Here is a 22,765-nt window from a genome sequence, read left to right on the forward strand (position 1 = left end):
GCTACTCGGCATTGCGGCGCCGGGGGCCGACTCACAGCGTGCTATCGGCGTCGCGTCTCGCGGGGATGCCCTAGAAGATGCCCTAGAAGTTGAGCCGGCGTTCGACGACGCGTTCGGCGACGTCCCTCAGCCGCTCGTTGTGCTGCCGCGCATAGGAGCGCAGGATCGCGAACGCCTCATCCACCGGGACCTGCCGTGTCTGCGACACGACGCCTTTCGCCTGCTCGATCAGGACCCGGCTGCCCAGCGCATGCTCCAGCTGGTCGGACAGCACCCGGCCGTCGCGGATCGCGCGCTCCTGCAGGATGCCGATGGTCGCCACATCCGCCAGCGCACGGGCGACCGCCGCATCCTCGCCCTGCAGTGCACCGGCCGAGCGGCCGAACAGGTTCATCGCACCGATCGTCGACGTTCGCAGACGGAGCGGGACCGCAAGAACCGACCGGAAACCCGCCGCTATCGCCGCCTCGCGAAAGCGCGACGGACGATATGCGTCGATGTCATCGACGACGACGACCGCACCGGTGCGGAAGCTTTCGACGCACGGGCCTTCGCCCGCATCCACCTGGGCGACCTCGACCCGTTCGCTCCAGCCGTCGGACGATGCGATCGGATGGAGCGCTCCGGCGGGGTCGGAGAGCACGATCCCGGCGGCCTCGATCCCGAGGATCTCCACACACTCCTCGACCAGAGTGTGCAGCAGGTCGACGACGTCGTAGCCCGCGACCAGGGTGTCCGCGAGCGTGACGAAGGTCGCCATGAGGCGGGCCTCACGACTCTCATTCACGACACCAATGTCGCGCGCATCCGTCGACATGTAGCCATTGTAGGTTCGGATGCGCGTTAGTTTCGGATGCGCGTTGATGAGACTCCCAGCCAATGCGCACGACTTTGCCATGGGTTGTCACCGGATCGCCCAGATCCGTTTCGTACGGTATCAGGGTTGGTGGCACAGTACGCCGCCTCGTCGCGTAGACACCTCGCGCCGGCCTCCCCTGAACGACCCCGACCCTGGCCGGCTGACGATCTTCCGCGGCGTCCAGCCCGCTCATGGTCCACGCCCTCATCACGGCGGACACGACCACGCCCGCAATCGGCCACGGCCAGTTCTGCGCAGCGGGGAAATCCTAACCCGGGAAGTACATGCTCAGCTCCGCCTCGTCCATCCTGTCCGTCAAGCACATCATCCAGGGCGTCGCCGCCGCAGCACTCACCGCTGCGATCGTCGTGCCCTCCCTCATCGCCCACAACGCCCAGGCATCGGAGCGCGTCGCTGCGGCGCACGAACTCTCCGTTTCGACCGGGATGCACCACGACCAGCTCTCCGTCTACGCCGGTATCGTGCGCGACCGTCTCGATGCCGAGGCCGCCAAGACGATCTCCGCCGGCTCGCAGACCGTCAAAGCGAACAGCTCCACGGTGAGCACGGCGGCGGCGAGCCAGGCGCTCACCCAGCTCGCCAGCTACGAGAAGCTCCCCGACACGGCCGTGCGGGCACGCATCGACGCCGCGAACGCCGCCATCCACACGGTCGCTGCGAAGGCCGCGCAGGTGCGCCAGGCCGCTGCGGCGGCCGAGGCGAAGCGCCTCGCGAACACGCCCGACGGCGCCCGTGCCACTGCGCACACGATGATGGCGCAGAAGTACGGCTGGGGCGACGGCGAATTCCAGTGCCTCAGCAACCTTTGGCAGAAGGAGTCCGGCTGGTCGTACACGGCCTACAACCCGGGCGGCGGCGCGACCGGCATTCCCCAGGCGCTGCCCGGCAGCAAGATGGCGAGCGCCGGCGCCGACTGGCAGACCAACGCCGCCACGCAGATCAGCTGGGGCCTCGACTACATCGCCCGCTCGTACGGAACTCCGTGCAGCGCGTGGTCGCACTCGCAGGCCATGAACTGGTACTGATTCGCCGGTACTGATTCGCCGGTACTGATTCACTGGTACTGATTCACGCCTGGGACCGGCAGCGCCTATTCGGTGCTGCCGGTCCCTTTCTTTGTCCCGGATCCTGCTGCTTGTGCTGCCTGCGGACTGCTGCCTGCTGCCTGCTGCCTGCTGCCTGCCGCCTGCCGCCTGCCGCCTGCTGCCTGCCGCCTGCTGCCTGCAGCCTGCAGCCTGCCTGAACAATAGTGTGATCGGGGGTTTCGTCGAGTCCTCCACAATTGGGTGTTCTCGGAATCTATCCACAGGGAAATTGCTGATCAAAGGTTGTTTATTCGCGGCTCCGAATGTCGGTGGTTGCTGGTTAGGTTGAACCATGACCTTCCCACCCGCCGACGATCTCGACACGGTCGCTGCTGCGCTCGACGCGTTGCGTGCGCTCGAAGCGGATCCGGTGGCGGATACAAGTGCAGTGGTGGCGGGGGCGGATGCGGGTGCAGTGGCGGATGCGGGTGCATCCGGTCTGAGTGAGGCGCAACTGCACGCCCGGTCGCTGGCGGCGATCGGCGCAGTGCGGGCGGCGCTGGAGCGGGTGGCGTTGCGGCGGATCGCCGCCCTGGACCGGGCCGGCAGCCTCGACCCAGCCACGGATCCGGTGCGGGCCGGCGGGCACGGTGATATCGGGTCGTTCCTGGCGGAACTGTGGCGGACCAGCCTGCCGCACGCCCGCCAGCTCTGTGCGGTGGCCAGGGCGACCGCACCGAAACACACGCTCACCGGCGAAGAACTACCACCGGAGTTCCCCGAACTGGCTGCCGCACTGCTCGGTGACCCGGGCCATTCTGGTGATCCGGGCGACCCGGAAGCCTCGGGCGACCCCAAGACCGGCGCTGCGCCCACCGGTCACGTATCGGTGGAGCAGGCGGCAGTGATCATCCGGGAACTGGGCAAGACCGGCGACGGCTGCAGCCTGGAGCAACGCCATAGGGGTGAGCGGTTGCTGGTCGAACATGCACCGGCCCTGACCGTCGAGCAGATGCGCCGGTCGGCGATCCAGCTCCGCGACCGGCTGGATGAGGACGGCACCGAACCCCGCGAGCAGATCCAGCGCCGGCGGCGGTCGTTGACGATCACCACCACCCGGGACGGGATGACCCGGATCGACTGGCGCCTCGACGCCGAATCCGCCGGCCATGTGGTACCGCAGATCACCGCCTACGTCACCCGCGACTTCCACGACAAACGCAACGGCCGCAACACCAGTGACGGTCACGACGTAGACGAATCCCGCGACACTGGCGACACCTTCGACGGTCACTACTTACGCGACTCCCGGGGCACTGGCGACACTGGCGACACTGGCGACATTGGCGAGTCCGGTCACACCGGTGACGCCCGTAATGCATCGGCCCGGCTGGCGGGGGTGCGGTTCGAAGACCCCGAACCCGACACACCGGACACTCCCGCGATGCCGGAGACCCGGAGCATGGCCCAACTCCGGTCGGATGGGGCGGTCGAGGTGTTCCGGCACCGAGCCGGCTGCACGTCCGGTATCAGCAGTCCGCCGGTGACCATGATCGTAAGAGTCAGCCTGGCCGACCTGCGCCGTGGGAAAGGTGCGGCGGAGATCGACGAGGTACCCACCCCGGTCAGCGCGGCTACGGCACGGCGGCTCGCCGCCGACGCGAACCTCATCCCGATGGTCTTAGGTCGTGACAGCGAAGTCCTCGACCTGGGCCGCAAGCAACGACTGTTCTCCCCGGCGCAGAAACACGCCCTGGCCGAACGGGACGGCGGCTGCGCCTGGACCGGCTGCCCACACCCACCCTCCTACACGCAGGCGCACCACATCCGCTGGTGGGACAGAGACACCGGACCGACCGATCTGAAGAACGGGATCCTGCTCTGCTCGCACCACCACCATCGGGTGCACGACGACGGCTGGGACATCCAGGTCCGTGATCACATCCCCTGGTTCACGCCACCGGCGCACCTCGACCCGACCCGCACGCCCCGCAAAGGCGGACGCATCCGCCTGCCCGACAAGGCACCACCATGAGACTCGTATCACGATGACCACCACCATGACCTGACGCCCCCGCGCCCAGCGCCAGTGCCACCACGGCGCCAGCTCGCGGCTCCCGGTCGCGGCGGCCCAGTCCGTTGACGACCGCCGACCCGACGACCCGGCGACCCGACGACCCGACGACCCGACGACCCGACGCCCCGACGCCCCGACGACCCGACGACCCGACGCCCCGACGACCAACCATCCCACGTCCGGCAACGCCGGTACGCTCGAGCACCCGTCGGCCAGCGATACGCCGGGCTCCCCCTCGTGCCGATTAGACTCCTGACAATGAGTGAAACAGTGATCCAGGGCGCCCATCTCGTGGGCAGCATCAACCTTCCCGATGCGGCGACCACCTTCCGAACGGTCAGTGAACACCTCGGCGATCGCCTGAAGCGCATCCCCGATGGCGAAGTCGGTGAGCGGTTCTACTGGATCCAGTTCCAGACCAAGCGTTTCGACACGATGGCGGGCATCTCCCGCATCCCCGTCGAGCCGTTCTACATCCGCGGAATCTTCGACGGCCGGCCCTTCACGATCGACGACGGCGTCGACGCTGACGACCTCGTCTTCCCCAGCCTCGGGTATGCGGATGCCGCGATCCAGTCCTACGCCACGTTCGCCGACCTGAAGAGCCAGGGCGCGATCGCCCAGGGAACACGTTTCCAGGTGTCCCTTCCGACCCCGGCCGCAGTGGTGGGAGCGTTCGTCGTGGCCGACGACCGCGCGGCTTTCGAGCCCGCCTTCGAGCGTGCGCTGTACGCCGAACTCGACCGCATCCTCGAAGCCGTTCCGCACCGAGAGCTCGCCATCCAGTGGGACACCGCCGTCGAGTTCGCGCTGCTCGAATCGTCGAACATCCGCTCGCACCACGCGGTCACGCCGTGGTTCGACGATGTGATGGGTGGGGTGGTCGAGCGCGCAGTGCGACAGGCCTCGCAGGTGCCCGAGGGCGTCGACCTCGGCTACCACCTCTGCTACGGCGACGTCGAAGAGGCGCATTTCGTGCAGCCCACCGACGCCGGCTACCTGGCGACGTTCACCTCACGTCTCCTGGCAACGAGTCCGCGGAACGTGAACTGGGTCCACCTCCCCGTCCCGATCGAGCGTGACGACGACGACTACTTCGCTCCCCTGGCCGGCGTCGAGCTGCCCGAGAGCACCGAACTGTACCTCGGCCTCATTCACCACGAAGACGGGGTCGAAGGAGCCCTGCGACGCTCGCGCGCAGCGGCGACCGCACAGCCGCACTTCGGCGTCGCCACCGAATGCGGTTTCGGCCGAGGCCCGAGCGAGCGGACCGGCCCACTGCTCGACCTGCACACTGCAGTCGCCGACGCCTGGTCGTAGACGATGCTGATCCTCGACGAGGAAGCATTCGAAACCCTGGTCACCGACGAGCTCGATCAGCTCCCCGACGACATGGTGGACGGTCTCGACAATGTCGTATTCGTCGTCGAGGACCGCCCGGAGGACGGCTCACTCGACGTGCTCGGGCTGTACGACGGCGTCGCCCTCACCGAACGCGGACAGTACGGGTTCGGAGAGATGCCGGACCGCATCATCCTCTACCGCGAGCCGCTGCTGTCGATCTGCGATACGGTCGACGAACTGCGCGACGAGATCCATGTGACCCTCGTCCATGAGATCGCGCACTTCTACGGCATCGACGACGACAGACTCCACGAACTCGGCTGGGACTGAACCCCCAGTCGACGAATTGCCCGTCGACGCATCGCCTGCGCTTCACTCGTCGTCGCGGATGGCCTCCACGGGATCGCTGTCCGGAGCGTCGAAGGTGTACTGGACGTGAAGCTCTCCCTGGATCTCACGGGACGAGCCCGCGTTGTACCAGAACAGCGATTCGAGACCTTCGACCGCCGCGACCGCGCCGAGGCGGTCGTCGTAGCGCCCGCCGATCAGCACACGCCGATCGGTCTCTCCGGCCAGCGGTCCGTCGACGTACTCGACGACGTACTCTTCACTGACCCGCTCTGCATCACTCATGCCACAACGTTAACCCCGCTCGGGCTCACCTGTCGCGTGCCACGAGCGGCCAGTCGGTCACGTCGAGCACGACGTCCGCCTGCTCGATCGGCGTCTCACGCGCCAGATAGTCGTCGAATTGGGCCTGCCAATGGTCCCAGTGGGCGTCGAAGCCGCCGTGGTCCCGTCGCAAGGCGCGCTCCTTGCGCAGGTCGTCTTCGGCCGTGAGCCAGATGCGCAGGTCCGCCAGCGGCGCGTTCGCCCGCGACAGGGTGCCGCATCCTTCGACCACGAGCGGACGCGAACCGTCGACGACGGTCCACTCGTCGAGCCGCCCGAGCGTCCAGCTGTACCGTTGCCAGCGCGCGGTCCGGCCGGCGCGCCTCGGTGCCAGCAACTCCGTCCCGAGATCGGCGCTGCCCTCGTCCAGTCCTCCCCAGCCCGGGTAGAGGTCATCCATGCGCACGAGCGTGGGTTCGGCGCCGCCCGGCCAGCGCGAGACGAGCAGGTCGGCGAGGGTGCTCTTTCCCGCGCCGGCCGGTCCATCGATGAGCACGACCGCGGCGTGCCCGGATGCGCGACCGACCGCATCCGCCCTCGCAACACGTTCCAGCAGCGTCTCGATCTCAGGATGCGCCGACAAGGTTCCAGCTTCCCGCAGCGACCGCGACCCCGGTCGCGAGCAGCGCCACTGCGACGCCGAGAAGGACCACCATCCAGTCCCGGAGGCGGAACAGGGATGGGCGCGCCCAGGTGCGACCCGTCGAGGCGCCGAACCCGCGTGCCTCCATCGCAGTCGCCAGTTTGCTTCCCCGGCGGATCGAGAGCACGAGCAGCGCGAACGACTGCCCGAAGAATCGCCGCACCGCGCCTCGATCGGCGACCCCGCGCGCGCGCCTGGCCAGACCCAGCGCGCGCCAGTCGTCGACGAACAGGCCTACGAGGCGCAGACCGGCGAGACCGCCCAGCACGAACCGCGCAGGAAGCCGCAGCACCTGCGCGAGGCCGTCGGCGAGATCGGTGGGGTCGATCGTCACGAAGAGCAGCACCGCGGGGATGCCGATGGCCAGCACGCGCAACGCTGTCGCCGCCCCGAGGGCGATCGACCCGTCGCTGACCTCGATGAGCGACCAGTGCGCGTACACGGTGCCCGAGGTCCGTCCATAGAGCACGGTGGTCAGCCCGGCGAGCGGAGCGGCGATCCACACGGGCGCCGTGCGCACGACGACGAGTTTCGGCGGGAGTCCCACGAAAGCCAGCAGGACGAGTTCGGCCACAAGTGCGACCGCGGCGGTCACCCAGTCGATGGTCAGGAGAAGCCCGAGAGTGACGGCCAGGGAGAAGCCGAGCTTCGCCACCGGGTTCACGCGGGCGAGGGGGCCTTGGCGGTAGGGGCTGATGACCGTCATCGGGTCCTCCCGGCGGTCGCCTCGGCGGGGCGGTCGGCATCCGACTGCAGCAGCAGCCGGGTCGCACCGATCGCCGCGATGAAATCCAGGTCGTGGGTCGCCGCGACGATCGCGTGTCCGCTGCTGCGCAACTCGGCGATCAGTTCGACGAGTCCTGCCCAGGTGAGGGCGTCCTGCCCGAACGTCGGCTCGTCGAAGACGAGCACCCGCGGGCGGGTGATTAGCGCGGTCGCCACGGACAGGCGACGTTTCTGGCCGCCTGAGAGCGTGAACGGGTTGGCATCGGCCAGCGTGCTGAGCCTGAGCCGCTCGAGCAGCTCATCGACCCGACGCGACCGCTCGGCCGGATGCATGCCCAGCGCCCGCGGGCCGACCTCGAGTTCAGCGCGAACGCTGGCCCCGAGCAACTGGTGCTCCGGGTTCTGGAAGACGTTGCCGATGCGGGTCAGGAGCTGCGCCGACTTCCATCGGATCGGGCTGGCCACGGCTCCCTGCGCGAGCGCCGGGGTCGCCACGAGAGATCCGGCCGCCGCGGGGATCAGACCGCCGAGCGTGAGGGCGAGCGTCGACTTGCCGACCCCGTTTCGCCCCGTGAGAGCAGTGGCAGACCCGGCATCGACGGCCAGGTCCACGGTGTGGGGCAGCGGATCGCTTCGCCCCCTGCGAAGAACGAGACCGGATGCGCTCAGCAGCGTCGCGCTGCCGGAGAGGGTCGGCCGCTGGGGCGTCGCCACCGTGTCGTGCGGGAGCCAGACACCGGCACGGCGCAGGGTGTCCGTGTTGTCGGCGAGCACCGCATCCGGTGCACCGTCTGCGAGGACGCCGCCGTCCGCTGCGAGCACGATCACCCGGTCGACGAGGTCGCGCCAGACGGAGACGCGATGCTCGACCACGATGAGCGTGGCGCCGGTCGATGCGACCACGCCGCCGACAGCGTCACGCACCTCCTGCACGCCCTCGGGATCGAGGTTCGCCGTCGGCTCGTCGAGGAGAACCAGCCCCGGACGCATGGCGAGAATGCCGGCGAGGGCGAGACGCTGCTTCTGACCACCCGACAATGTCGAGGTGGGATGGTCAAGTGGCAGCCCCAGCCCGACCGCGTCGAGGGATGAGCGCACGCGAAGCCAGGCCTCGTCGCGCGGAACACCCAGGTTCTCGCAGCCGAACGCGACATCGTCGCCGACGCGCGCGAGGATGACCTGGGCATCCGGATCCTGGAGCAGCAGTCCGGCCCGGCCGCGCCGCGCGCCCGCCGGCTCACCGTCGACCAGGAGCCTGCCGTGAGTCTCACCCTCGTCGTCGCCTCCGAGTACACCCGCAAGCGCTGCGAGCACCGTGCTCTTGCCCGACCCGGATGCGCCGAGCAACAGCACCCGCTCGCCCGGTTCGATGCGCACCGACAGGTCGCGAACGGCCCATGCCGCGCGCCCGCCGTACCGCCAGCCCCAGCCTTCGCTCGTGACCGACGCGGGACGGATCTCCATGTCCGGGATGCTCAGACCCGCGCCGACGCCGACCGACCGGCGGCGAACCGGCTGAGCGCACCCGTCTTCGCGAGTGCCTGCACGATCAGCCACGAACCGAGGCCCGCGAAGAGGATGCCCGAGATCGTGGTCGAGATCGTGTAGATGATCGCGAACTCCGGCTTCGCTCCCGGGTAGGAGTAGATGAGGTCGAGGACGGACTCGGCGAGCCCGGCGCCGGCCCCCGCGATCAGGGCGACATAGAGCCGCCAGTTCGCGTACAGGAACAGCGCGAAGACGATCTCAGCGCCCAGACCCTGAACGAGACCGGAGAGCAGGGTCGTGAGACCCCACTGGGTGCCGAGCAGCGCCGAGACGACGGCGGCGACCAGTTCGGTGAAGATGGCGGCGCCGGGCTTGCGGATGATCAACGCGCCGAGGACGCCGGCGAACAGCCACGGCCCGTTGAGGATGCCCTGCAGACCGGGCAGCGCGGCCGTGACGGGCGCGCTGATCGGAGTCCAGGCGATGCCCCAGGCCCAGAAGATGACGCCGCTCGCGACGGCGACGACGCTAGCCACGACGATGTCGACAACCCTCCACCTGAAGGTGCGCGCCGGTCGGGTGGTTGTCGATGCGATTGTTGCATGCACTGTTCGTGCCCTTTCACTCGAGGAAAAGAGGGCACGGGATTGAGATGTTGCGGCCTCCCTGCGCTGGCATTATCCAGATCAGGTTCGACGGTCGAAGCTTGAGAAGCTTCCTCTCAGCCCGGCTCACCGGACTCCCGTGTTCGTGGAGAAGTCTAGCGGACTAACGCTTCAGTGCGCGGATGATGCGGGTCCAGGCGAGGCCGGCGACGAAGACGAACGGGATGCCGACCGCGATCAGTGTGATGATGTTCGCCCTGAAATGGAGACCGTCGGCGTCGCGCACATATGCGCCGAGCGGAATGCTGTAACCGCCCCCGCCGCCGCCCCCTGCGCTCCGATCCTCGTCGCCGCCCATCGAGCCCGAGCCGAACCCGTATTGCACGAGTGCGACCGGGATGAGTGTGACGCCGTCGAGTTCGATCGGGTCACCGTAGACCGACCTGATGCCGTTGGACGTCAGGGTTTCCGCAAGTCGGAGCGAGGTGTTCGTCATGGTGCCACGCTACCCGCCGACGCGGCCGGTGAACAGGGCACGTCGACCGCATCCACAGGCTGCGCCCAGCGTTTGCGGACGGTTCTCACCAGAGGGCGGGGAATAATCGTCGGGTGTCGAACGCCAGAGCCATCCGCGGGACCCGCGGTCTCGCCGTCGGCGTGCTGGCGCTCCTGACCGGTGCGCTGATCCTGTGGCACGGGCTCCTGCCCGACGTGGGCGGGGCGGCTTCGCTGATCGAGACGTTCCTCCCGTGGCTCGGCGGCGCCATCCTGGTGCTCGGCGTCGCAGCCGTGTTGCGCTTGTCGCTGCTCGGCGGCATCTGCGTCGCGGTCGCAGCCGCCATCTGGTCGCTCACGTTCGGCCCGGCCTTCCTTCCCGGAATGGCGACCGGCGCGACGTCGCTGACCGTCGCGAGCGAGAACATCCATGCGCCGAACTCGGCTGCCGGCGCGATTGCGGCCGACCTGGCCGCGAAGAATCCGGATGTGATCGCGCTGCAGGAGCTCGATGCCGCATCGCGCACGGCGGTGGCGGCCACGCTCGGCACGAAATACCCGTACTCGCAGGTCGTCGGGACGGTCGGAGTGTGGAGCCGCATTCCGATCACCGGGGAAAAGAAGCTCGACCTCGGGCTCGGCTGGGACCGTGCGCTCTGGGTCGAGTTGGATACGCCGGGCACTCCGACGAGGGTCTACGCCGTCCACCTGGCGTCGGTGCGCCCCGGCCAGTACCAGCAGCGGGACACGATGCTCGCCAACCTGACGGCGACGCTGAAGGCCGACCGTTCGCCAAGGGTGGTCGTCGTCGGCGACTTCAACAGCGCATCCACCGACCGCGAGTTCACCCCGCTGACGCACGTCGTCCACGAAGCGTCCCAGAGCGACCTCGGGTTCGGGTTCACGTGGCCGGCGGAGTTCCCCATCGCACGGCTCGACCACGCGCTCACCCGCGGGATGACCACGGTCACGAACACCGTGCTCCCCGACAACGGCAGCGACCACCGGGGCATCCTCGTCGGCTTGCGCTGACGCGCGAGCCGCGAGCCCGCGCCCCGAGCCCGCCCCGCGAGCGCACCCAGTCGTCGCCAACTCCCCTCATTTGCAAAGCTTTCGGTGAGTTGGTGACGACTGATCGGTCAGTCGTCCGGCATCGCACGCGGGTTCGCCGTCTCGCCGACGACCCGCCCGCTCGATCTGACAAGGGAAGCCGGGCCGATCGCCCCGCGGCCGAACTTGGCGCTGACCTGGTCGAGCGTCCGCTCCGCCTCGCGCCATTCCTCATCGGGATCCCAGAGGCCCAGCCTGCTGCCGCCGGCGTCGTCGAGTTGTTCGACCCGCACCCCGATCAGGCGGATCGGCGTCCGGCCGAGGTCGAGCGCATCGTAGATCGAGGTCGCCTCCTCGAAGATCCGGCGGCCGACGTTGGTCGGCTCGGCAAGGGTGCGCGACCGGGTGACGGTGCGGAAGTCGGAGAACCGGAGTTTGAGTGCGACCGTCCGGCCCACGAGCTCGTGCTTGCGCAGGCGCGCCCCGACCTGGGTCGACAGCCGCAGCAGTTCCCGGCGCAGCCTCACCGGGTCGGAGACGTCCTGCTCGAACGTCATCTCGTGGCCGACGCTCTTCTCGCGGGTCGTGACGACGACACTCCGCGGATCGACACCGTTCGCGAGGTCGTGCAGCTTGCGGCCCGAGGCTTCGCCGACCGCGCGCTGCAGCACGGCGAGGGGGGTATCGGCGAGATCGGCGACGGTGCGCAGCCCCAGTCGCTGGAGGGACTGCCGGGTGCTCTCACCCACACCCCACAGAGCCCCGACGGGAAGCGGCCGCAGGTAGGCGAGAGTCTCGGATGCAGGGATGACCAGCAGTCCGTCGGGCTTGGCGCGCCCGGACGCCAGCTTGGCGACGAATTTGGTCGACGCCGCACCGACCGAGCAGGTGAGTCCGGTCTCGTCGCGGACCCGCGTACGGATCAGTTCGGCGATGCGACGGGGAGACCCGAGCAGCCGGCGGGCTCCCGACACGTCGAGGAAGGCTTCGTCGATGCTCAGCGGCTCCACGAGCGGAGTGACCTCGGAGAAGATCGTCATCACGCGCTCGGAGTACTCGCGGTACTTCTCCATGTGCGGGGGCAGGATGATCGCGCTCGGGCAGAGCCGCAGCGCCTGCGACACCGGCATCGCCGAGCGCACACCGAACCGGCGGGCTTCATAGGTGGCACTCGTGACCACGGAGCGCGGGCCGGGATGGCCGACGATCGCCGGCAGGCCCCGCAGCTCCGGATGGTCGAGGAGCTCGACGGCCGCGAAGAACGCGTCCATATCGACGTGAAGGATGGTCGCCGTCGCGTCGTCGACCGCATCGGTCGTCACCCGCCGATCGCTGCCATCCGCTCGTCCCACTCCCCCAGCTTGCCACGCGTGGGAGCGAGTAGCGTTTCACCTATGGAATTCAGATACCTCGGAAACTCCGGCTTCAAGATCTCGGAGATCATTTACGGCAACTGGCTGACCCACGCATCGCAGGTCGAGAACGACGTTGCGAAGAAGTGCGTCCAGGCCGCCCTCGACTCGGGCATCACCACGTTCGACACGGCAGACGCGTACGCGAACACCGAGGCGGAGCGCGTCTTGGGCGACGCTCTGAAGGGCCAGCGGCGGTCATCTCTCGAGATCTTCACCAAGGTGTACTGGCCGACGGGTCCGAAGGGGCACAACGACGTCGGTCTGTCGCGCAAGCACATCATGGAATCCATCGACGGCTCACTGGAACGGCTCGGAACCGACTACGTCGACCTCTACCAGGCGCACCGCTTCGACTACGAGACTCCGATCGAGGAGACCATGCAGGCGTTCGCCGACATCGTGCGCGCGGGGAAGGCCCTGTACATCGGTGTCTCGGAGTGGAACGCCGACCAGCTGCGCGCCGGGCACAAGCTCGCGCGCGATCTCGGCATCCAGTTGATCTCCAACCAGCCGCAGTACTCGATGCTCTGGCGTGTGATCGAATCCGAGGTCATCCCGACGTCGGCTGAGCTCGGCATCTCGCAGATCGTCTGGTCGCCGGTCGCCCAGGGTGTCCTCACCGGCAAGTACAAGCCGGGGGCTGGAGCGCCGGAGGGCAGTCGTGCGCTCGACGCCAAGGGCGGTGCGAACACCATCAAGGGCTTCATGCGCGACGACATCCTGAACGCGGTGCAGAAACTGCAGCCGATCGCCGACGAGCTCGGAATCACCATGGCGCAGCTCGCCGTCGCGTGGGTGCTCCAGAACCCGAATGTGGCGGGCGCGATCGTCGGCGCTTCGCGTCCGGAACAGGTCGCATCCAATGCCAAGGCCGCGGGCATCAAGCTCGACGCGGCCGTGCTCGCCCGCATCGACCAGGCCGTCGGCGACGTCGCGGAGACCGACCCCGAGCAGACCGTCTCACCCGACAGGCGCCCGGCCTAGCCGCGCCGGGCCCAGCCGCGCCGGGCCCAGCCGCGCCGGGCAGCCCCGGTGGTCGCCGTTCTCAGACGAGCGCGGCGACCACCGGGGTGAACCACTCGCGGAACGCGGCCGAGTCGTCCCTGAGCGACGTGCTCGCGACGACGGTGTGAGGTGCGACGATCCAGGCCCCGGGCTCGGCGAGCGGCAGGACGTAGATGTCGAGGCGGAAATAGCCGGCCTGCCGACGCAGTTCATGCTCGCGGTCGCGCACGACGTCGACGATGTCGGCCGCACGGCGGGAATGCTGCAGCAGGCTCAGGCGTGCGTACTCCGCGTGACGCTCCGCACTCCAGTCGAACGCCTCCTCATAGTGCTCCGTGACGAGGTCCTGCAGCTCGATCGCCCGGTCGAACACCTCGAAATGCGGGGGCTTCAGCTGCGTGACGATCGGGCGTCGTTCGCGCTGCAGCGAGAGTTCCCACCACGCGCGCCACTGCTCGGCCAGTGCTGCACGGTCGGTGTTCGAGGTGTGTCCCTGCACCGTCGGACGGGGCAGCGGATGCGACCCCGACGCCGGGTGCATCACGCGCGCGACGGGCGGGAAGACCCGTGGGATGGGCGGCCTCTCGACAGCCGTGAGGCCGGCGAGGTCGCGGAGCGCGAGGGCCATCAGCAGGTCCCACGGACAATCCTCCGTGACCTGCCATCGAAGGGTGCCCTCGACGAACATGGTGTCAGCATAGATTCCACCCCTGACAGCCGCCAGTGCCCGACCCTCACGCTGTGGGGACGATCGGCACGCTTCGGACACGATCGTCCGACGGGCGCTTCACGCCGATCGCAGAGCGTCCGCCGGCGCCAGCCGCGCAGCCCGCGCTGCCGGGTAGATCCCCGCGACCGCGCCGACCACGATCGTGGCCGCGACGGCGGGGCCGGCGACCCCGAGGGAGACGACGGGCGGGGTCCCCTGCACCGTTGCCACCACCCAGGTCACCGCGGCTCCCAGCGCGACACCAGCGACCCCGCCGCATGCTGAGAGGAGGATCGACTCGAGGAAGAACTGCACGGACACATGACGTGACCGGGCACCGAGCGCACGCCGCAGGCCGATCTCCGTGCGGCGCTCGAAGACCGCGATGACCATGATGTTCGCGATCCCGACCCCACCGACGAGCAGCGCGACACCAGCGAGCGCGACGAACAGGTCCACGAACGTGTTGCGTGCCTCGAGGCGTGCGGCCAGCACATCCGACGGTCGCCTGACCTCCACCTGGTCCGGCGCATCCGGCGACGCCGTGAACGGGAGGACGGCGGCCACGGCCGCCGTCCGATCCGGGTCGGTCCGCAGGTAGATCCGCGTCGGCGTTCCATCGAAGCCGAGCTCCGCCTTCGCCAGGGGGAAGGTGACGAGCGCCGCGTCGTCGAGTTCCGGCGCCACCACGACAGGTGCGAGGATCCCGACGACCGCGAAGTAGCGCCCGTCGATGAAGACCTGCGTCTGCGGTCCGAGCGTAGCGATACCGAGGTTCTGGGCCGCACTGAAGCCGAGCACGACCTCCGGGTACGTCGTCGCCGCCCTGCCGAGGTACTGCCCGCGGATGAGCCTCCCGTCGAGTGCCGGGAGCAGGGAGCCCTGGGCCGCCACGACACTGATTCCCGAGGTGTCCATCTCCGGCACGGCCGCGCTTCGGCGCACTGTCGCGCCCGCGATCGTTCCGACCGCTGTGACGTCTTCGACGGGCGGGATCGCCCCGATCATCGTTTCCGCGGTCGACGGCAGGGGGGTGATGTTCCCACTGAACGTCTGGCCTGTCGCAACGGTCAGGAGATTCCCTTCGGCTCCGAGCTGCGCCAGCAGCCGCGCCTGCGATGAGTCCGAGAGCCCGAGCACCGAGACGAGCGCCGCGACGGCGACAGCGATCCCGAGCGCCGACAGGATCGAGCGTGTCCGGCGAGCCGCGAGTCCGCCCGCCGCCAGCCGGATCGCCTCCCCCGCCCGCATCCGGGACCGGAGCCTGCGCTCCTCATTCGTGCGCCGCATCACGCAGCCGCCGAATCGTCGACGATGCGCCCGTCGCGCAGAGCGACCCGGCGGTGCATGGCGGATGCGACCAGTGCATCGTGGGTGATCACCACGACCGTGGTGTGCAGCCCCGCGAGGCCGCGAAGCAGTTCCATGACGAGGTCGCCGCTCACGGAGTCGAGGTTTCCGGTCGGCTCGTCGGCAAGGACGATCGACGGGCTGCCGACGATGGCGCGCGCGATCGCCGCGCGCTGCTGCTCTCCGCCGGAGAGCTGCGCCGGACGGTGTCCGCTGCGCCCGGCGAGTCCGACCCGGTCCAGGGCGTCGCGAGCGGCGGCTCTCCGCTCTTTCGTCGATCCGCCGCGGTACAGCAGCCCCGTCGCCACATTGTCGAGGATGCTCAGGTGGCGCAACAGATGGAACTGCTGGAACACGAAGCCGATTCGGTTGGCGCGCAGCGCGGACAGCGAATCGTCGCCGAGGCTGGACGCGTCGATGCCGTCGATGGTGACCTGTCCGCTGGTCGGCGCCTCCAGTGTCCCGAGGATGTTCAGCAACGTCGATTTTCCGGATCCGGACGGACCCGTGATGGCGACCGTCTCCCCTGTCCCGATCCGCAGCGAGACGTCGACGAGCGCCTCGACGGGCGTGGGCGGAGGGTATGACTTGCTCACGGCAGCGAGCTCCACGACATAGCTCATGATGCAGGCACCTCGACGACATCGCCTTCGTGGAGCCCCGCCGATGTCACCTGCACGAGCGTGGATGCGAAGAGCCCCGGCGTCACCGCGGTGAGCTGCCGCGTGCGGCCGTGCACGACATAGACCGCGTAACCGCCCTCGCTCAGGGCGACCAGGGCGGTCACCGGGACGGCGAGCACATTCCGAACGGTCTTGTCGGTGACATGGACCGTCACGGGCGCCTGGTCGAGTCCGCCGGCGGCGGTCGGATCGTCGAGCGTCACAGACGCGGGAACCGTCACGTTCCCCGGCTGCTGGTTGCCCGGAGACGGCGGCCCACCGGATCCCGCGTCGTCGTTCGCGGTAGCGACACGGGCCAGCGCCGTCACGTGACCGTTCAGCGCGACGCCCGACGGGAGGGTGACCGAGACCGCGTCCCCCGGATGCACGAGGAACGTCTGCGTCGTCGGCACCTGGGCCACCACGCCGACCGCGGACGAGTCCACCGTGATCACCGGGCTGCCCGGCTGCACCGGCGAGCCCAGAGCGGTCGCAGTGGAGGCGACACGGACGCCGGAAGGCTCGAAGACGACGCTGCCGAGTGCGACGACGCCGGACTGCGCCTGCCCGGTCGCGTGCTGCCAGCGCTCGACGGCGATCCCCGTGACGGACGTGAAGACGTCGTCGACGGTCAGATCGAGTCCTGCGGCGAAGCCGAGGGCGACCAGATTCTGTTCGAGCTGGGTGACGTCGGGGCCGTCGGTCATCCCCTGCTGGAGGTCCCGCCACGCGGGACGCGCGCCGTAGAAGAGCGTGACCGGCGCGCCGTCGACCTCGAACAACTCCGCGCCGCGCTTCACGATCGTTCCAGGGGTGGGCAGCGCTGTCACGGTCCCCCCGGGCCGACCGCCGAATACGGGAGACGGGAGCCCGTGGCCGAGCGTCCCCGACAGCTGGGTCGAGCTCGACAGGGTCGTCCGCGTCACGACGGCGGTCGCCACCGGCACGCCGGTCGACGGCGTCGAGCCCGGGGCGTTCCCGCGCAGCATCAGGAAGCCAGCGAGCGACCCTCCGACGACGACCGCGGACGCGATCGCGATGCCCAGCAGGGCGCGCCTAGCCACGAGCGAGCGAACTCAGGGTCGACGCCCGCACCTCGGCTTCGAGCTGCTTGCTGCATGCCTTGAAGGCCCTCTGCAGTGCGGGGTCCTGCTTGCCGAGCGCTCCGTTGTTCGGGAGTTCGTTCGCCGTGAGGCCGAACCCGTGTCCCGGTGTGAACGGCGTCCTGCTCGTCGGGTCGCGGTAGTCGGGAAGCCCGTTGGCCCGCAGGCACAGCGCGGCTTTCACTCCGGCGGCGATGAGCGCCGGAGGCGCCGGCGGCTCATCCGCGGGCGAGAAGCCCGCCGCCGCGATGAGCGAGGAGCAGGCCTGCTCGATCGCCTGCGACTGCGTGCTGCTCAGGTTCTGGATGCTGCGGGAGTCGGTGTAGACGTGGCCCGCCGAGTCGACGACCGGATCCTGGTAGCTGGGCACGCCGTGCGAGCGGATGCAGTCCGCCGCCGCGTGCAGCTTGTCCGGCTGGGCTGCCGCCCCGCCCGTGTTCGACGACGCACCGCCGAGGTGCGGCACGTCACTCGTGTTGCCGGCGGTGCATCCGGCCAGCAGCAGGACGAGCGCGCACGCCGCAGCTGCAGTGACGATGATCTTCATGATCGGTCTCCTGGCTTCTGATCCCGGCCGGATGCGGTCGCGTCCGGCTTCGATCCTTTTCTAGAACGCGGCCGGTTACACGAGCCGAACAGGACGTGTTAGACCGTTGTCATCCCGCTGGACGCACAATTGATTGGTGCGGATACTTGTCGTCGAGGACCACCAGCTGCTGGCCGACCGGATCGGTGAAGGCCTGCGTGATGCCGGCATGGCGGCTGACGTGGTCTACGACGGTGCGAGCGCCCTGGAACAGGCGAAGGTCACCCCTTACGACGTCGTCGTGCTCGACCGCGATATTCCGGTCATCCACGGCGATCGGGTGTGCCGGGAGCTGACGAGCGGCGAGGCGAAGGCCCGGGTGATCATGCTCACGGCGTCCAGCGAGATCTACGACCGCGTCGCGGGCCTCGAGCTCGGCGCGGACGACTATCTCTGCAAACCGTTCGCCTTCGAGGAACTCATCGCGCGGGTTCGCGCGCTCGCCCGGCGCGAACCGTCGCAGCCGGCGATCGTCGTGCGCGACGACCTCACCATCGATCGCGCGCGCCTGCGCGTCTCGCGCGGCAGCAGCCCGCTCGTCCTGACGCACAAGGAGTTCGGCGTGCTCGAGTATCTGGCCTCCGCGGACGGCGCCGTCGTGAGCGCCGAAGAACTCCTCGAGCACGTCTGGGACATGAACGCGGACCCCTTCACCAACACCGTGGCCGTGACGATCGCCCGGCTGCGCAAGAAGCTCGGCGAGCCGCCGCTCATCACGACCGTCGTGGGGGCGGGGTACCGGCTGTGAGACGGCTCCGGCTCACCGCACGCGCCCGCCTCACCATTGTGTTCGCGGCGCTCTTCGCCGTCGGGGGCACCATCCTCCTCGTGATCACCTATGTGCTCGTTGCCCAGAACGTCTCGGTGGCCGACATCAACAGCCCGTCGTCGGATGCGGCCTTCCAGAAGGCGTGCGCGAACGTCGCGACGTCGACGAGACCCCTGGACGAGAACCTGAAGTTCAAGTGCGCGACGAGCGTCAAGCTCGGGGCGGCCGCGGCGGCCAACGCCCAGCGCCGTGCGATGCTCGACGATCTGCTGTTCTACGCCGCCATCACCCTCGTCGCCACCACCGTGGTCGCCGCTTTCGTGGGCTGGCTGATCGCCGGGCGCATCCTCCGGCCCGTCCACCGCCTCACCGAGGCTGCCCGAAACGCGAGCGAGAACAATCTGAGCCAGCGCCTCGACCTCTCCGGTCCGCACGACGAGCTGCGCGAACTCGGCGACACCTTCGATGCGATGCTCGACCGCCTGGAGTTCGCTTTCGTCGCTCAGCGTCGCTTCATCGCGAACGCCAGCCACGAGCTGCGGACGCCGCTGACCATCATGCGCACGACGCTCGACGTCGTCCTCGCGAAGAGGTCGCCGTCGAACGCCGAGCTGGTCGAGATGGGCGAGGATGTGCGGGCCGAGGTGGCGAACGCGGATGCGCTGATCACCACCCTGCTCGCTCTCGCCCAGAACGAAGGCACCATCCGCTCGCCCGAGCCGGTCGAGCTCGGCGCGGTCGTGGACGGCGTCGTGGAGCGTTCGGACTTCGGCACGCTCTCGCACGAGGAACGGGTCGAGGCGACGACCATCGACGGCGATCGCCTGCTCCTCGAGCGTCTGGTGTCGAACCTGGTCTCGAACGCCATCCGCTACAACGTCCCGCACGGTGACGTGCGCATCGAGCTCAGCACGTCGGACGGCTTCGCCACCCTGCGCGTCATCAACACCGGGGCACCCGTCTCGACGGATCGGGTCGGCGACATCTTCCAGCCGTTCACGCGCCTCGACGAACGGGTCGGAACCGAAGGCTTCGGCCTCGGCCTGGCACTCGTCGAGACCATTGCGACCGCCCACCGCGGCACCGTCGGAGCGACGGCGCTGGAGAGGGGCGGACTGGAGGTCGTCGTGCGGCTGCCCGCCGCATCCGCCACGGCAGCATCCGACCCGCCGGCCGACGCCGCCATCGCCGAGCTCTCGCAGGCCTGACGCGGGCAGCCCTCCTCGGCGTCCTCAGCCTCCTCACCCCCCTCAGCCTCGGGCGTCCAGCTCCTCCAGGATCCGCAGGACCGTACGCCAGTTGCGGGCCGTCGCCGCCGGGCTCAGCTGTCGCCAGAAGGATGCGGTGAGCCGGGTCTTCGAGACCCCCAGAGGACACCACTGGTAGATGGCCTGACGACCCACAGCGACCACTTCCGGCGCGATCGACTCCGCGGCCGGCACGTCGAGCGCCTTCGGCATCGGTTCGCCACCGAGAAAGGTCACGACCTGCTTCGAGAAGTCGTCCCCCGCATCGAGCAGCGGGTTCTCGGCGGCGATACGCCGGAACTCCTTCTCCGGAACGACCAGCACCCGGGCGGACACGCCCGAGCGCTTCGCCAGCTCCCGTTCGACGACGCCCGCACGGTCGTCCCCCGGACCTCCCACCACACCCGGCGCCTCGAAGACGACGTTGCCGCTGCGCAGCATCGTGCGCACGCCGAAGAAGCCTGCCACCTCGAACGACGCGGCCAGGTCGGACATCGCGACGGCCGTCGTCGGGCCGACGTTGATGCCCCGAACGAGACCGACGCCGAACTCGCTGCCCGTGCTCACGCGCCGGGCCAGGCGTCGTCGCTGATCGGGTCGGCGGCCACCAGCCTCGACTGCGGAATCTCGGCCTGGTCGAACGGCCCGCGACCGTCACGCCGGTACTGCGGCTCATCGAAGGCGACCACCCAGACCGGTCCGGACGGACCGGGCACATTCGCGCCGTCCGGCCTTGCGGTGCCCGTCGAGACGATCACCCCGGTCGGCTCACCCTCCCAGGCATCGAGCTCGCCCCACGCCGCCTCCGGCACATGGACCTGCACGCCCACCCCGAACGGATGATCGTGCGGGTCGTGGACGGGACGCGTCTTGCTTCTCCTCATGGCGCCCATTGTGCCACCGCAGAGGGCGGACGCAGGGGTCGTGCCGGCTCACCCGACTGCCGGACGGGAACGGGCGCCGCGATCCGGGTCGAGCATCCGTCGCAGCGTGAAGCGTTCCGCAACCGTCCACGCCGTCGAGGTCAGGATGTAGACCGCGGCCGCCAGCGGCACGAAGGCCGCGAACACGACCGTGACGTAGGGCAGGAACGACAGCGCCTTCGCGAACCCGCCCGGCGCTGCACCGTCGGGCAGCGGGAGCGCGAGCACGCGGCGCGAGACCGTGGTCACGCCGGCGATGAGCACGAGCACGATGACGTAGACGAGAATCGACGGCCAGACCGACCCGACCGCCCCGGCGAGGCCGACGAAACTCGTCCCGAGCGGTGCGCCCAGCACCTGCTCGGCGAGGAGGGCGTTGGCGTGGCCGGCGATCTGCGCGTGCGTGAACAGCGCGTAGACGAGGGTGATGACCGGGATCTGCAGCAGCAGCGGAACGAAGCCCGCCAGCGGCGACGCCTTCTCCCTCTCATACAGCTCCATGGTCTTGCGGGCGAGCGTCTCGCGGTCCTTGCCGTGCCTCTTCTGGAGTTCGGCGAGTTTCGGGGCGAGGCGCCTGCGGGTGAACTCGGCGCGCACCTGCGAGCGCCCGACCGGGATCAGCAGTGCACGAACGAGCAGGGTGAGGATGACGACGGCGATGAGGCCGCTCGCCGGTCCGACGGCGGGTTCGACCGCCGCGGCGAGTGAGGCGACGAAGCGATACGCCCCGTCGAGGATGGCCGCGACGGGCGCGAATGAGAAGAAGTCCATGTGAGGGTGTCCCTGGGTCTACGGATGGGTGGGTACCGTATGGCCGCACGGGCGCGCGCAGGCAGGGCCCGGCATCCGGGCGCGCGAGGGTGGCGCTATGCGACCGACAGGGACAGTGCCGGCGCTCGGGGGCGGGCATGCCCGTCGGCGTCCGGATCGGACTGGCTGAGCAGTTCACCGCGGTCCGCGGGTTCGATCGGATGCGCGAGCGCGTCACCGATGACATGGGATGCGGCGAGCGCGACGATGTACCGCACCGAGGCGACGACGAGGAGGGTCGCAAGCCCGATCGCTCCGACCGCACCGGCGACGGCGAGCGCAGCGCCCGGCGTCGATGCGCCGCGCAGCAGGTCGAACGACTGCGCGACGAAGCGCGTCAGCAGGTCGAGGAACTGCAGCATTCGGATGCTCTCCCGGTGTAAGCGGCGGAACGGTGTCAGCAGCGGAACGGTCTCAGGACGAACCGCGTGAACCCGCGATCATTCGTGAGGCTACCAAGGTTGCGCATCCGCGCGACAGGATGTTCGCCTTGGGCGCAGCGGACCGTGGGGAGGAAGATGGTGCCATGACTCGCGTTGCCATCGTCGGTGCCCACGGTAAAGTCGCGCAGCAGCTGATGCGCATCCTCTACGACAGGGGCGACGAATTCGTCGGCGTCGTGCGGAACGATGAGCACGGCGAAGATGTCTTCCGTCTCGGCGGCGAGGGCGCGCTCCTCGACATCGAGGCGGCTTCGGCGGAGCAGCTCGCCGTTCCCTTCGCCGGCTGCGATGTCGTCGTCTTCAGCGCGGGGGCCGGCCCCGGCTCGGGCGTGGAGCGGAAACGCACGGTCGACTATGCAGGCTCGGTGAAGTCGGTGCAGGCGGCGATCATCGCCGGGGTGCGCCGCTTCATCCAGGTCTCGGCGTGGGGAGTCGACAACCCCGTCGCCGAGGATGCGGACGAGCAGTGGGCGGCGTACGTCGCCGCCAAGCGCGACGCGGATGCGGTGCTCCGGCAGTCCGGCCTCGACTGGACCATCCTCCGACCCGGCGCTCTCACGTACGACGAGGGCACGGGTCGGGTCCGCCTCGGTCCGACCGTGCCGCGGGGTTCGATCGCCCGTGCGGATGTCGCCGCACTCATCGCCGCCTGCATGGACGAACCGCACTCGATCGGGAAACAGTGGGAGGTCATCGAAGGGGAGACGCCCATCGCCGAGGCCGTGCGCGACGCGTAGG

At 69.2% G+C, this 22,765-nt stretch carries 26 protein-coding genes and 1 riboswitch; of the genes, 9 read left to right on the plus strand and 17 right to left on the minus strand.

The window, feature by feature from the left end:
• Positions 1-82: 82 nt before the first annotated feature.
• Positions 83-817 carry a GAF and ANTAR domain-containing protein gene (locus tag G3T36_RS12150; protein ID WP_163290016.1) on the minus strand — a complete coding sequence of 245 codons (735 nt, stop codon included), beginning with the start codon at positions 815-817 and terminating at the stop codon, positions 83-85.
• A gap of 326 nt (positions 818-1,143) precedes the next feature.
• Here G3T36_RS12150 and G3T36_RS12155 point away from each other — a divergent pair, with 326 nt between their 5' ends.
• From G3T36_RS12155 to G3T36_RS12170, 4 genes are all read left to right on the plus strand, one after another.
• Entirely contained in the window at positions 1,144-1,905 is a 762-nt protein-coding gene (locus tag G3T36_RS12155) for an aggregation-promoting factor C-terminal-like domain-containing protein (RefSeq protein WP_163290017.1), read from the plus strand.
• A 352-nt stretch (positions 1,906-2,257) separates the two neighbouring features.
• The gene (locus G3T36_RS12160; protein WP_163290018.1) at positions 2,258-3,940 is read left to right on the plus strand and encodes an HNH endonuclease signature motif containing protein; all 1,683 of its coding nucleotides are present in this window, start codon (positions 2,258-2,260) and stop codon (positions 3,938-3,940) included.
• Between the two features lie 300 nt (positions 3,941-4,240).
• A complete protein-coding gene (locus tag G3T36_RS12165) occupies positions 4,241-5,302 on the plus strand; it encodes a hypothetical protein (protein WP_163290019.1) in 1,062 nt (353 codons plus the stop codon).
• 3 nt (positions 5,303-5,305) lie between these two features.
• Complete coding sequence (locus G3T36_RS12170) at positions 5,306-5,656, plus strand: metallopeptidase family protein (protein ID WP_163290020.1); 351 nt, start codon at positions 5,306-5,308, stop codon at positions 5,654-5,656.
• A 42-nt stretch (positions 5,657-5,698) separates the two neighbouring features.
• Here the strand turns inward: G3T36_RS12170 and G3T36_RS12175 are convergent, their stop codons facing one another.
• The 6 genes from G3T36_RS12175 to G3T36_RS12200 form a co-directional block, all read right to left on the minus strand.
• Positions 5,699-5,959: a hypothetical protein gene (locus G3T36_RS12175; RefSeq protein ID WP_163290021.1), complete on the minus strand. Its 261-nt coding sequence runs from the start codon at positions 5,957-5,959 to the stop codon at positions 5,699-5,701.
• A gap of 25 nt (positions 5,960-5,984) precedes the next feature.
• On the minus strand, positions 5,985-6,581 hold the full coding sequence (locus G3T36_RS12180) for a nucleoside/nucleotide kinase family protein (RefSeq protein WP_193571080.1): 597 nt from the start codon (positions 6,579-6,581) through the stop codon (positions 5,985-5,987).
• Positions 6,565-7,347, minus strand: coding sequence for an energy-coupling factor transporter transmembrane component T family protein (locus tag G3T36_RS12185; RefSeq protein WP_163290022.1), 783 nt, complete (start codon positions 7,345-7,347; stop codon positions 6,565-6,567). The genes G3T36_RS12180 and G3T36_RS12185 overlap by 17 nt, the downstream gene beginning before the upstream one ends.
• Positions 7,344-8,831, minus strand: coding sequence for an ABC transporter ATP-binding protein (locus G3T36_RS12190; protein ID WP_163290023.1), 1,488 nt, complete (start codon positions 8,829-8,831; stop codon positions 7,344-7,346). The genes G3T36_RS12185 and G3T36_RS12190 overlap by 4 nt, the downstream gene beginning before the upstream one ends.
• Before the next feature lie 11 nt (positions 8,832-8,842).
• Positions 8,843-9,463: an ECF transporter S component gene (locus tag G3T36_RS12195; RefSeq protein WP_163290024.1), complete on the minus strand. Its 621-nt coding sequence runs from the start codon at positions 9,461-9,463 to the stop codon at positions 8,843-8,845.
• A gap of 38 nt (positions 9,464-9,501) precedes the next feature.
• Positions 9,502-9,611, minus strand: a riboswitch (TPP riboswitch).
• Positions 9,612-9,623: 12 nt separating this feature from the next.
• Entirely contained in the window at positions 9,624-9,956 is a 333-nt protein-coding gene (locus G3T36_RS12200; RefSeq protein WP_163290025.1) for a spore germination protein GerW family protein, read from the minus strand.
• A 113-nt stretch (positions 9,957-10,069) separates the two neighbouring features.
• Between G3T36_RS12200 and G3T36_RS12205 the strand changes: the two genes are divergently transcribed.
• Entirely contained in the window at positions 10,070-10,987 is a 918-nt protein-coding gene (locus G3T36_RS12205) for an endonuclease/exonuclease/phosphatase family protein (RefSeq protein WP_163290026.1), read from the plus strand.
• Positions 10,988-11,094: 107 nt separating this feature from the next.
• Here the strand turns inward: G3T36_RS12205 and G3T36_RS12210 are convergent, their stop codons facing one another.
• The gene (locus tag G3T36_RS12210) at positions 11,095-12,357 is read right to left on the minus strand and encodes a DNA polymerase IV (protein WP_338031562.1); all 1,263 of its coding nucleotides are present in this window, start codon (positions 12,355-12,357) and stop codon (positions 11,095-11,097) included.
• Between the two features lie 42 nt (positions 12,358-12,399).
• Here G3T36_RS12210 and G3T36_RS12215 point away from each other — a divergent pair, with 42 nt between their 5' ends.
• A complete protein-coding gene (locus G3T36_RS12215; protein ID WP_163290027.1) occupies positions 12,400-13,404 on the plus strand; it encodes an aldo/keto reductase family protein in 1,005 nt (334 codons plus the stop codon).
• Positions 13,405-13,465: 61 nt separating this feature from the next.
• Here G3T36_RS12215 and G3T36_RS12220 read toward each other — a convergent pair whose 3' ends face one another.
• From G3T36_RS12220 to G3T36_RS12240, 5 genes are all read right to left on the minus strand, one after another.
• Positions 13,466-14,113 carry a hypothetical protein gene (locus G3T36_RS12220; protein ID WP_163290028.1) on the minus strand — a complete coding sequence of 216 codons (648 nt, stop codon included), beginning with the start codon at positions 14,111-14,113 and terminating at the stop codon, positions 13,466-13,468.
• A 99-nt stretch (positions 14,114-14,212) separates the two neighbouring features.
• On the minus strand, positions 14,213-15,424 hold the full coding sequence (locus G3T36_RS12225) for an ABC transporter permease (protein WP_163290029.1): 1,212 nt from the start codon (positions 15,422-15,424) through the stop codon (positions 14,213-14,215).
• On the minus strand, positions 15,424-16,107 hold the full coding sequence (locus G3T36_RS12230) for an ABC transporter ATP-binding protein (protein ID WP_163290030.1): 684 nt from the start codon (positions 16,105-16,107) through the stop codon (positions 15,424-15,426). The genes G3T36_RS12225 and G3T36_RS12230 overlap by 1 nt, the downstream gene beginning before the upstream one ends.
• The gene (locus G3T36_RS12235) at positions 16,104-17,210 is read right to left on the minus strand and encodes a peptidoglycan-binding protein (RefSeq protein WP_163290031.1); all 1,107 of its coding nucleotides are present in this window, start codon (positions 17,208-17,210) and stop codon (positions 16,104-16,106) included. Before G3T36_RS12235 ends, G3T36_RS12230 begins: the two co-directional genes overlap by 4 nt.
• Positions 17,203-17,796 carry a hypothetical protein gene (locus tag G3T36_RS12240; RefSeq protein ID WP_163290032.1) on the minus strand — a complete coding sequence of 198 codons (594 nt, stop codon included), beginning with the start codon at positions 17,794-17,796 and terminating at the stop codon, positions 17,203-17,205. Before G3T36_RS12240 ends, G3T36_RS12235 begins: the two co-directional genes overlap by 8 nt.
• Before the next feature lie 136 nt (positions 17,797-17,932).
• On the opposite strand from G3T36_RS12240, the gene G3T36_RS12245 reads away from it, so the two are divergent.
• Together G3T36_RS12245 and G3T36_RS12250 are read left to right on the plus strand one after the other, a co-directional pair.
• Complete coding sequence (locus tag G3T36_RS12245) at positions 17,933-18,583, plus strand: response regulator (protein ID WP_163290033.1); 651 nt, start codon at positions 17,933-17,935, stop codon at positions 18,581-18,583.
• Complete coding sequence (locus G3T36_RS12250; protein WP_163290034.1) at positions 18,580-19,812, plus strand: ATP-binding protein; 1,233 nt, start codon at positions 18,580-18,582, stop codon at positions 19,810-19,812. The genes G3T36_RS12245 and G3T36_RS12250 overlap by 4 nt, the downstream gene beginning before the upstream one ends.
• A gap of 42 nt (positions 19,813-19,854) precedes the next feature.
• Here the strand turns inward: G3T36_RS12250 and G3T36_RS12255 are convergent, their stop codons facing one another.
• From G3T36_RS12255 to G3T36_RS12270, 4 genes are all read right to left on the minus strand, one after another.
• On the minus strand, positions 19,855-20,418 hold the full coding sequence (locus G3T36_RS12255) for a DUF1697 domain-containing protein (RefSeq protein WP_163290035.1): 564 nt from the start codon (positions 20,416-20,418) through the stop codon (positions 19,855-19,857).
• Positions 20,415-20,735: a hypothetical protein gene (locus G3T36_RS12260; protein WP_193571081.1), complete on the minus strand. Its 321-nt coding sequence runs from the start codon at positions 20,733-20,735 to the stop codon at positions 20,415-20,417. The genes G3T36_RS12255 and G3T36_RS12260 overlap by 4 nt, the downstream gene beginning before the upstream one ends.
• A 48-nt stretch (positions 20,736-20,783) precedes the next feature.
• Entirely contained in the window at positions 20,784-21,545 is a 762-nt protein-coding gene (locus tag G3T36_RS12265) for a YidC/Oxa1 family membrane protein insertase (RefSeq protein WP_163290036.1), read from the minus strand.
• A 95-nt stretch (positions 21,546-21,640) separates the two neighbouring features.
• Positions 21,641-21,946, minus strand: a complete 306-nt coding sequence (locus G3T36_RS12270) for a DUF6412 domain-containing protein (RefSeq protein ID WP_163290037.1) — start codon at positions 21,944-21,946, stop codon at positions 21,641-21,643.
• Between the two features lie 164 nt (positions 21,947-22,110).
• On the opposite strand from G3T36_RS12270, the gene G3T36_RS12275 reads away from it, so the two are divergent.
• Positions 22,111-22,764, plus strand: coding sequence for an SDR family oxidoreductase (locus tag G3T36_RS12275; protein WP_163290038.1), 654 nt, complete (start codon positions 22,111-22,113; stop codon positions 22,762-22,764).
• Position 22,765 lies beyond the last annotated feature (1 nt).

This window comes from Leifsonia tongyongensis, assembly GCF_010686705.1.
Taxonomy (GTDB): Bacteria; Actinomycetota; Actinomycetes; order Actinomycetales; family Microbacteriaceae; genus Diaminobutyricibacter; species Diaminobutyricibacter tongyongensis.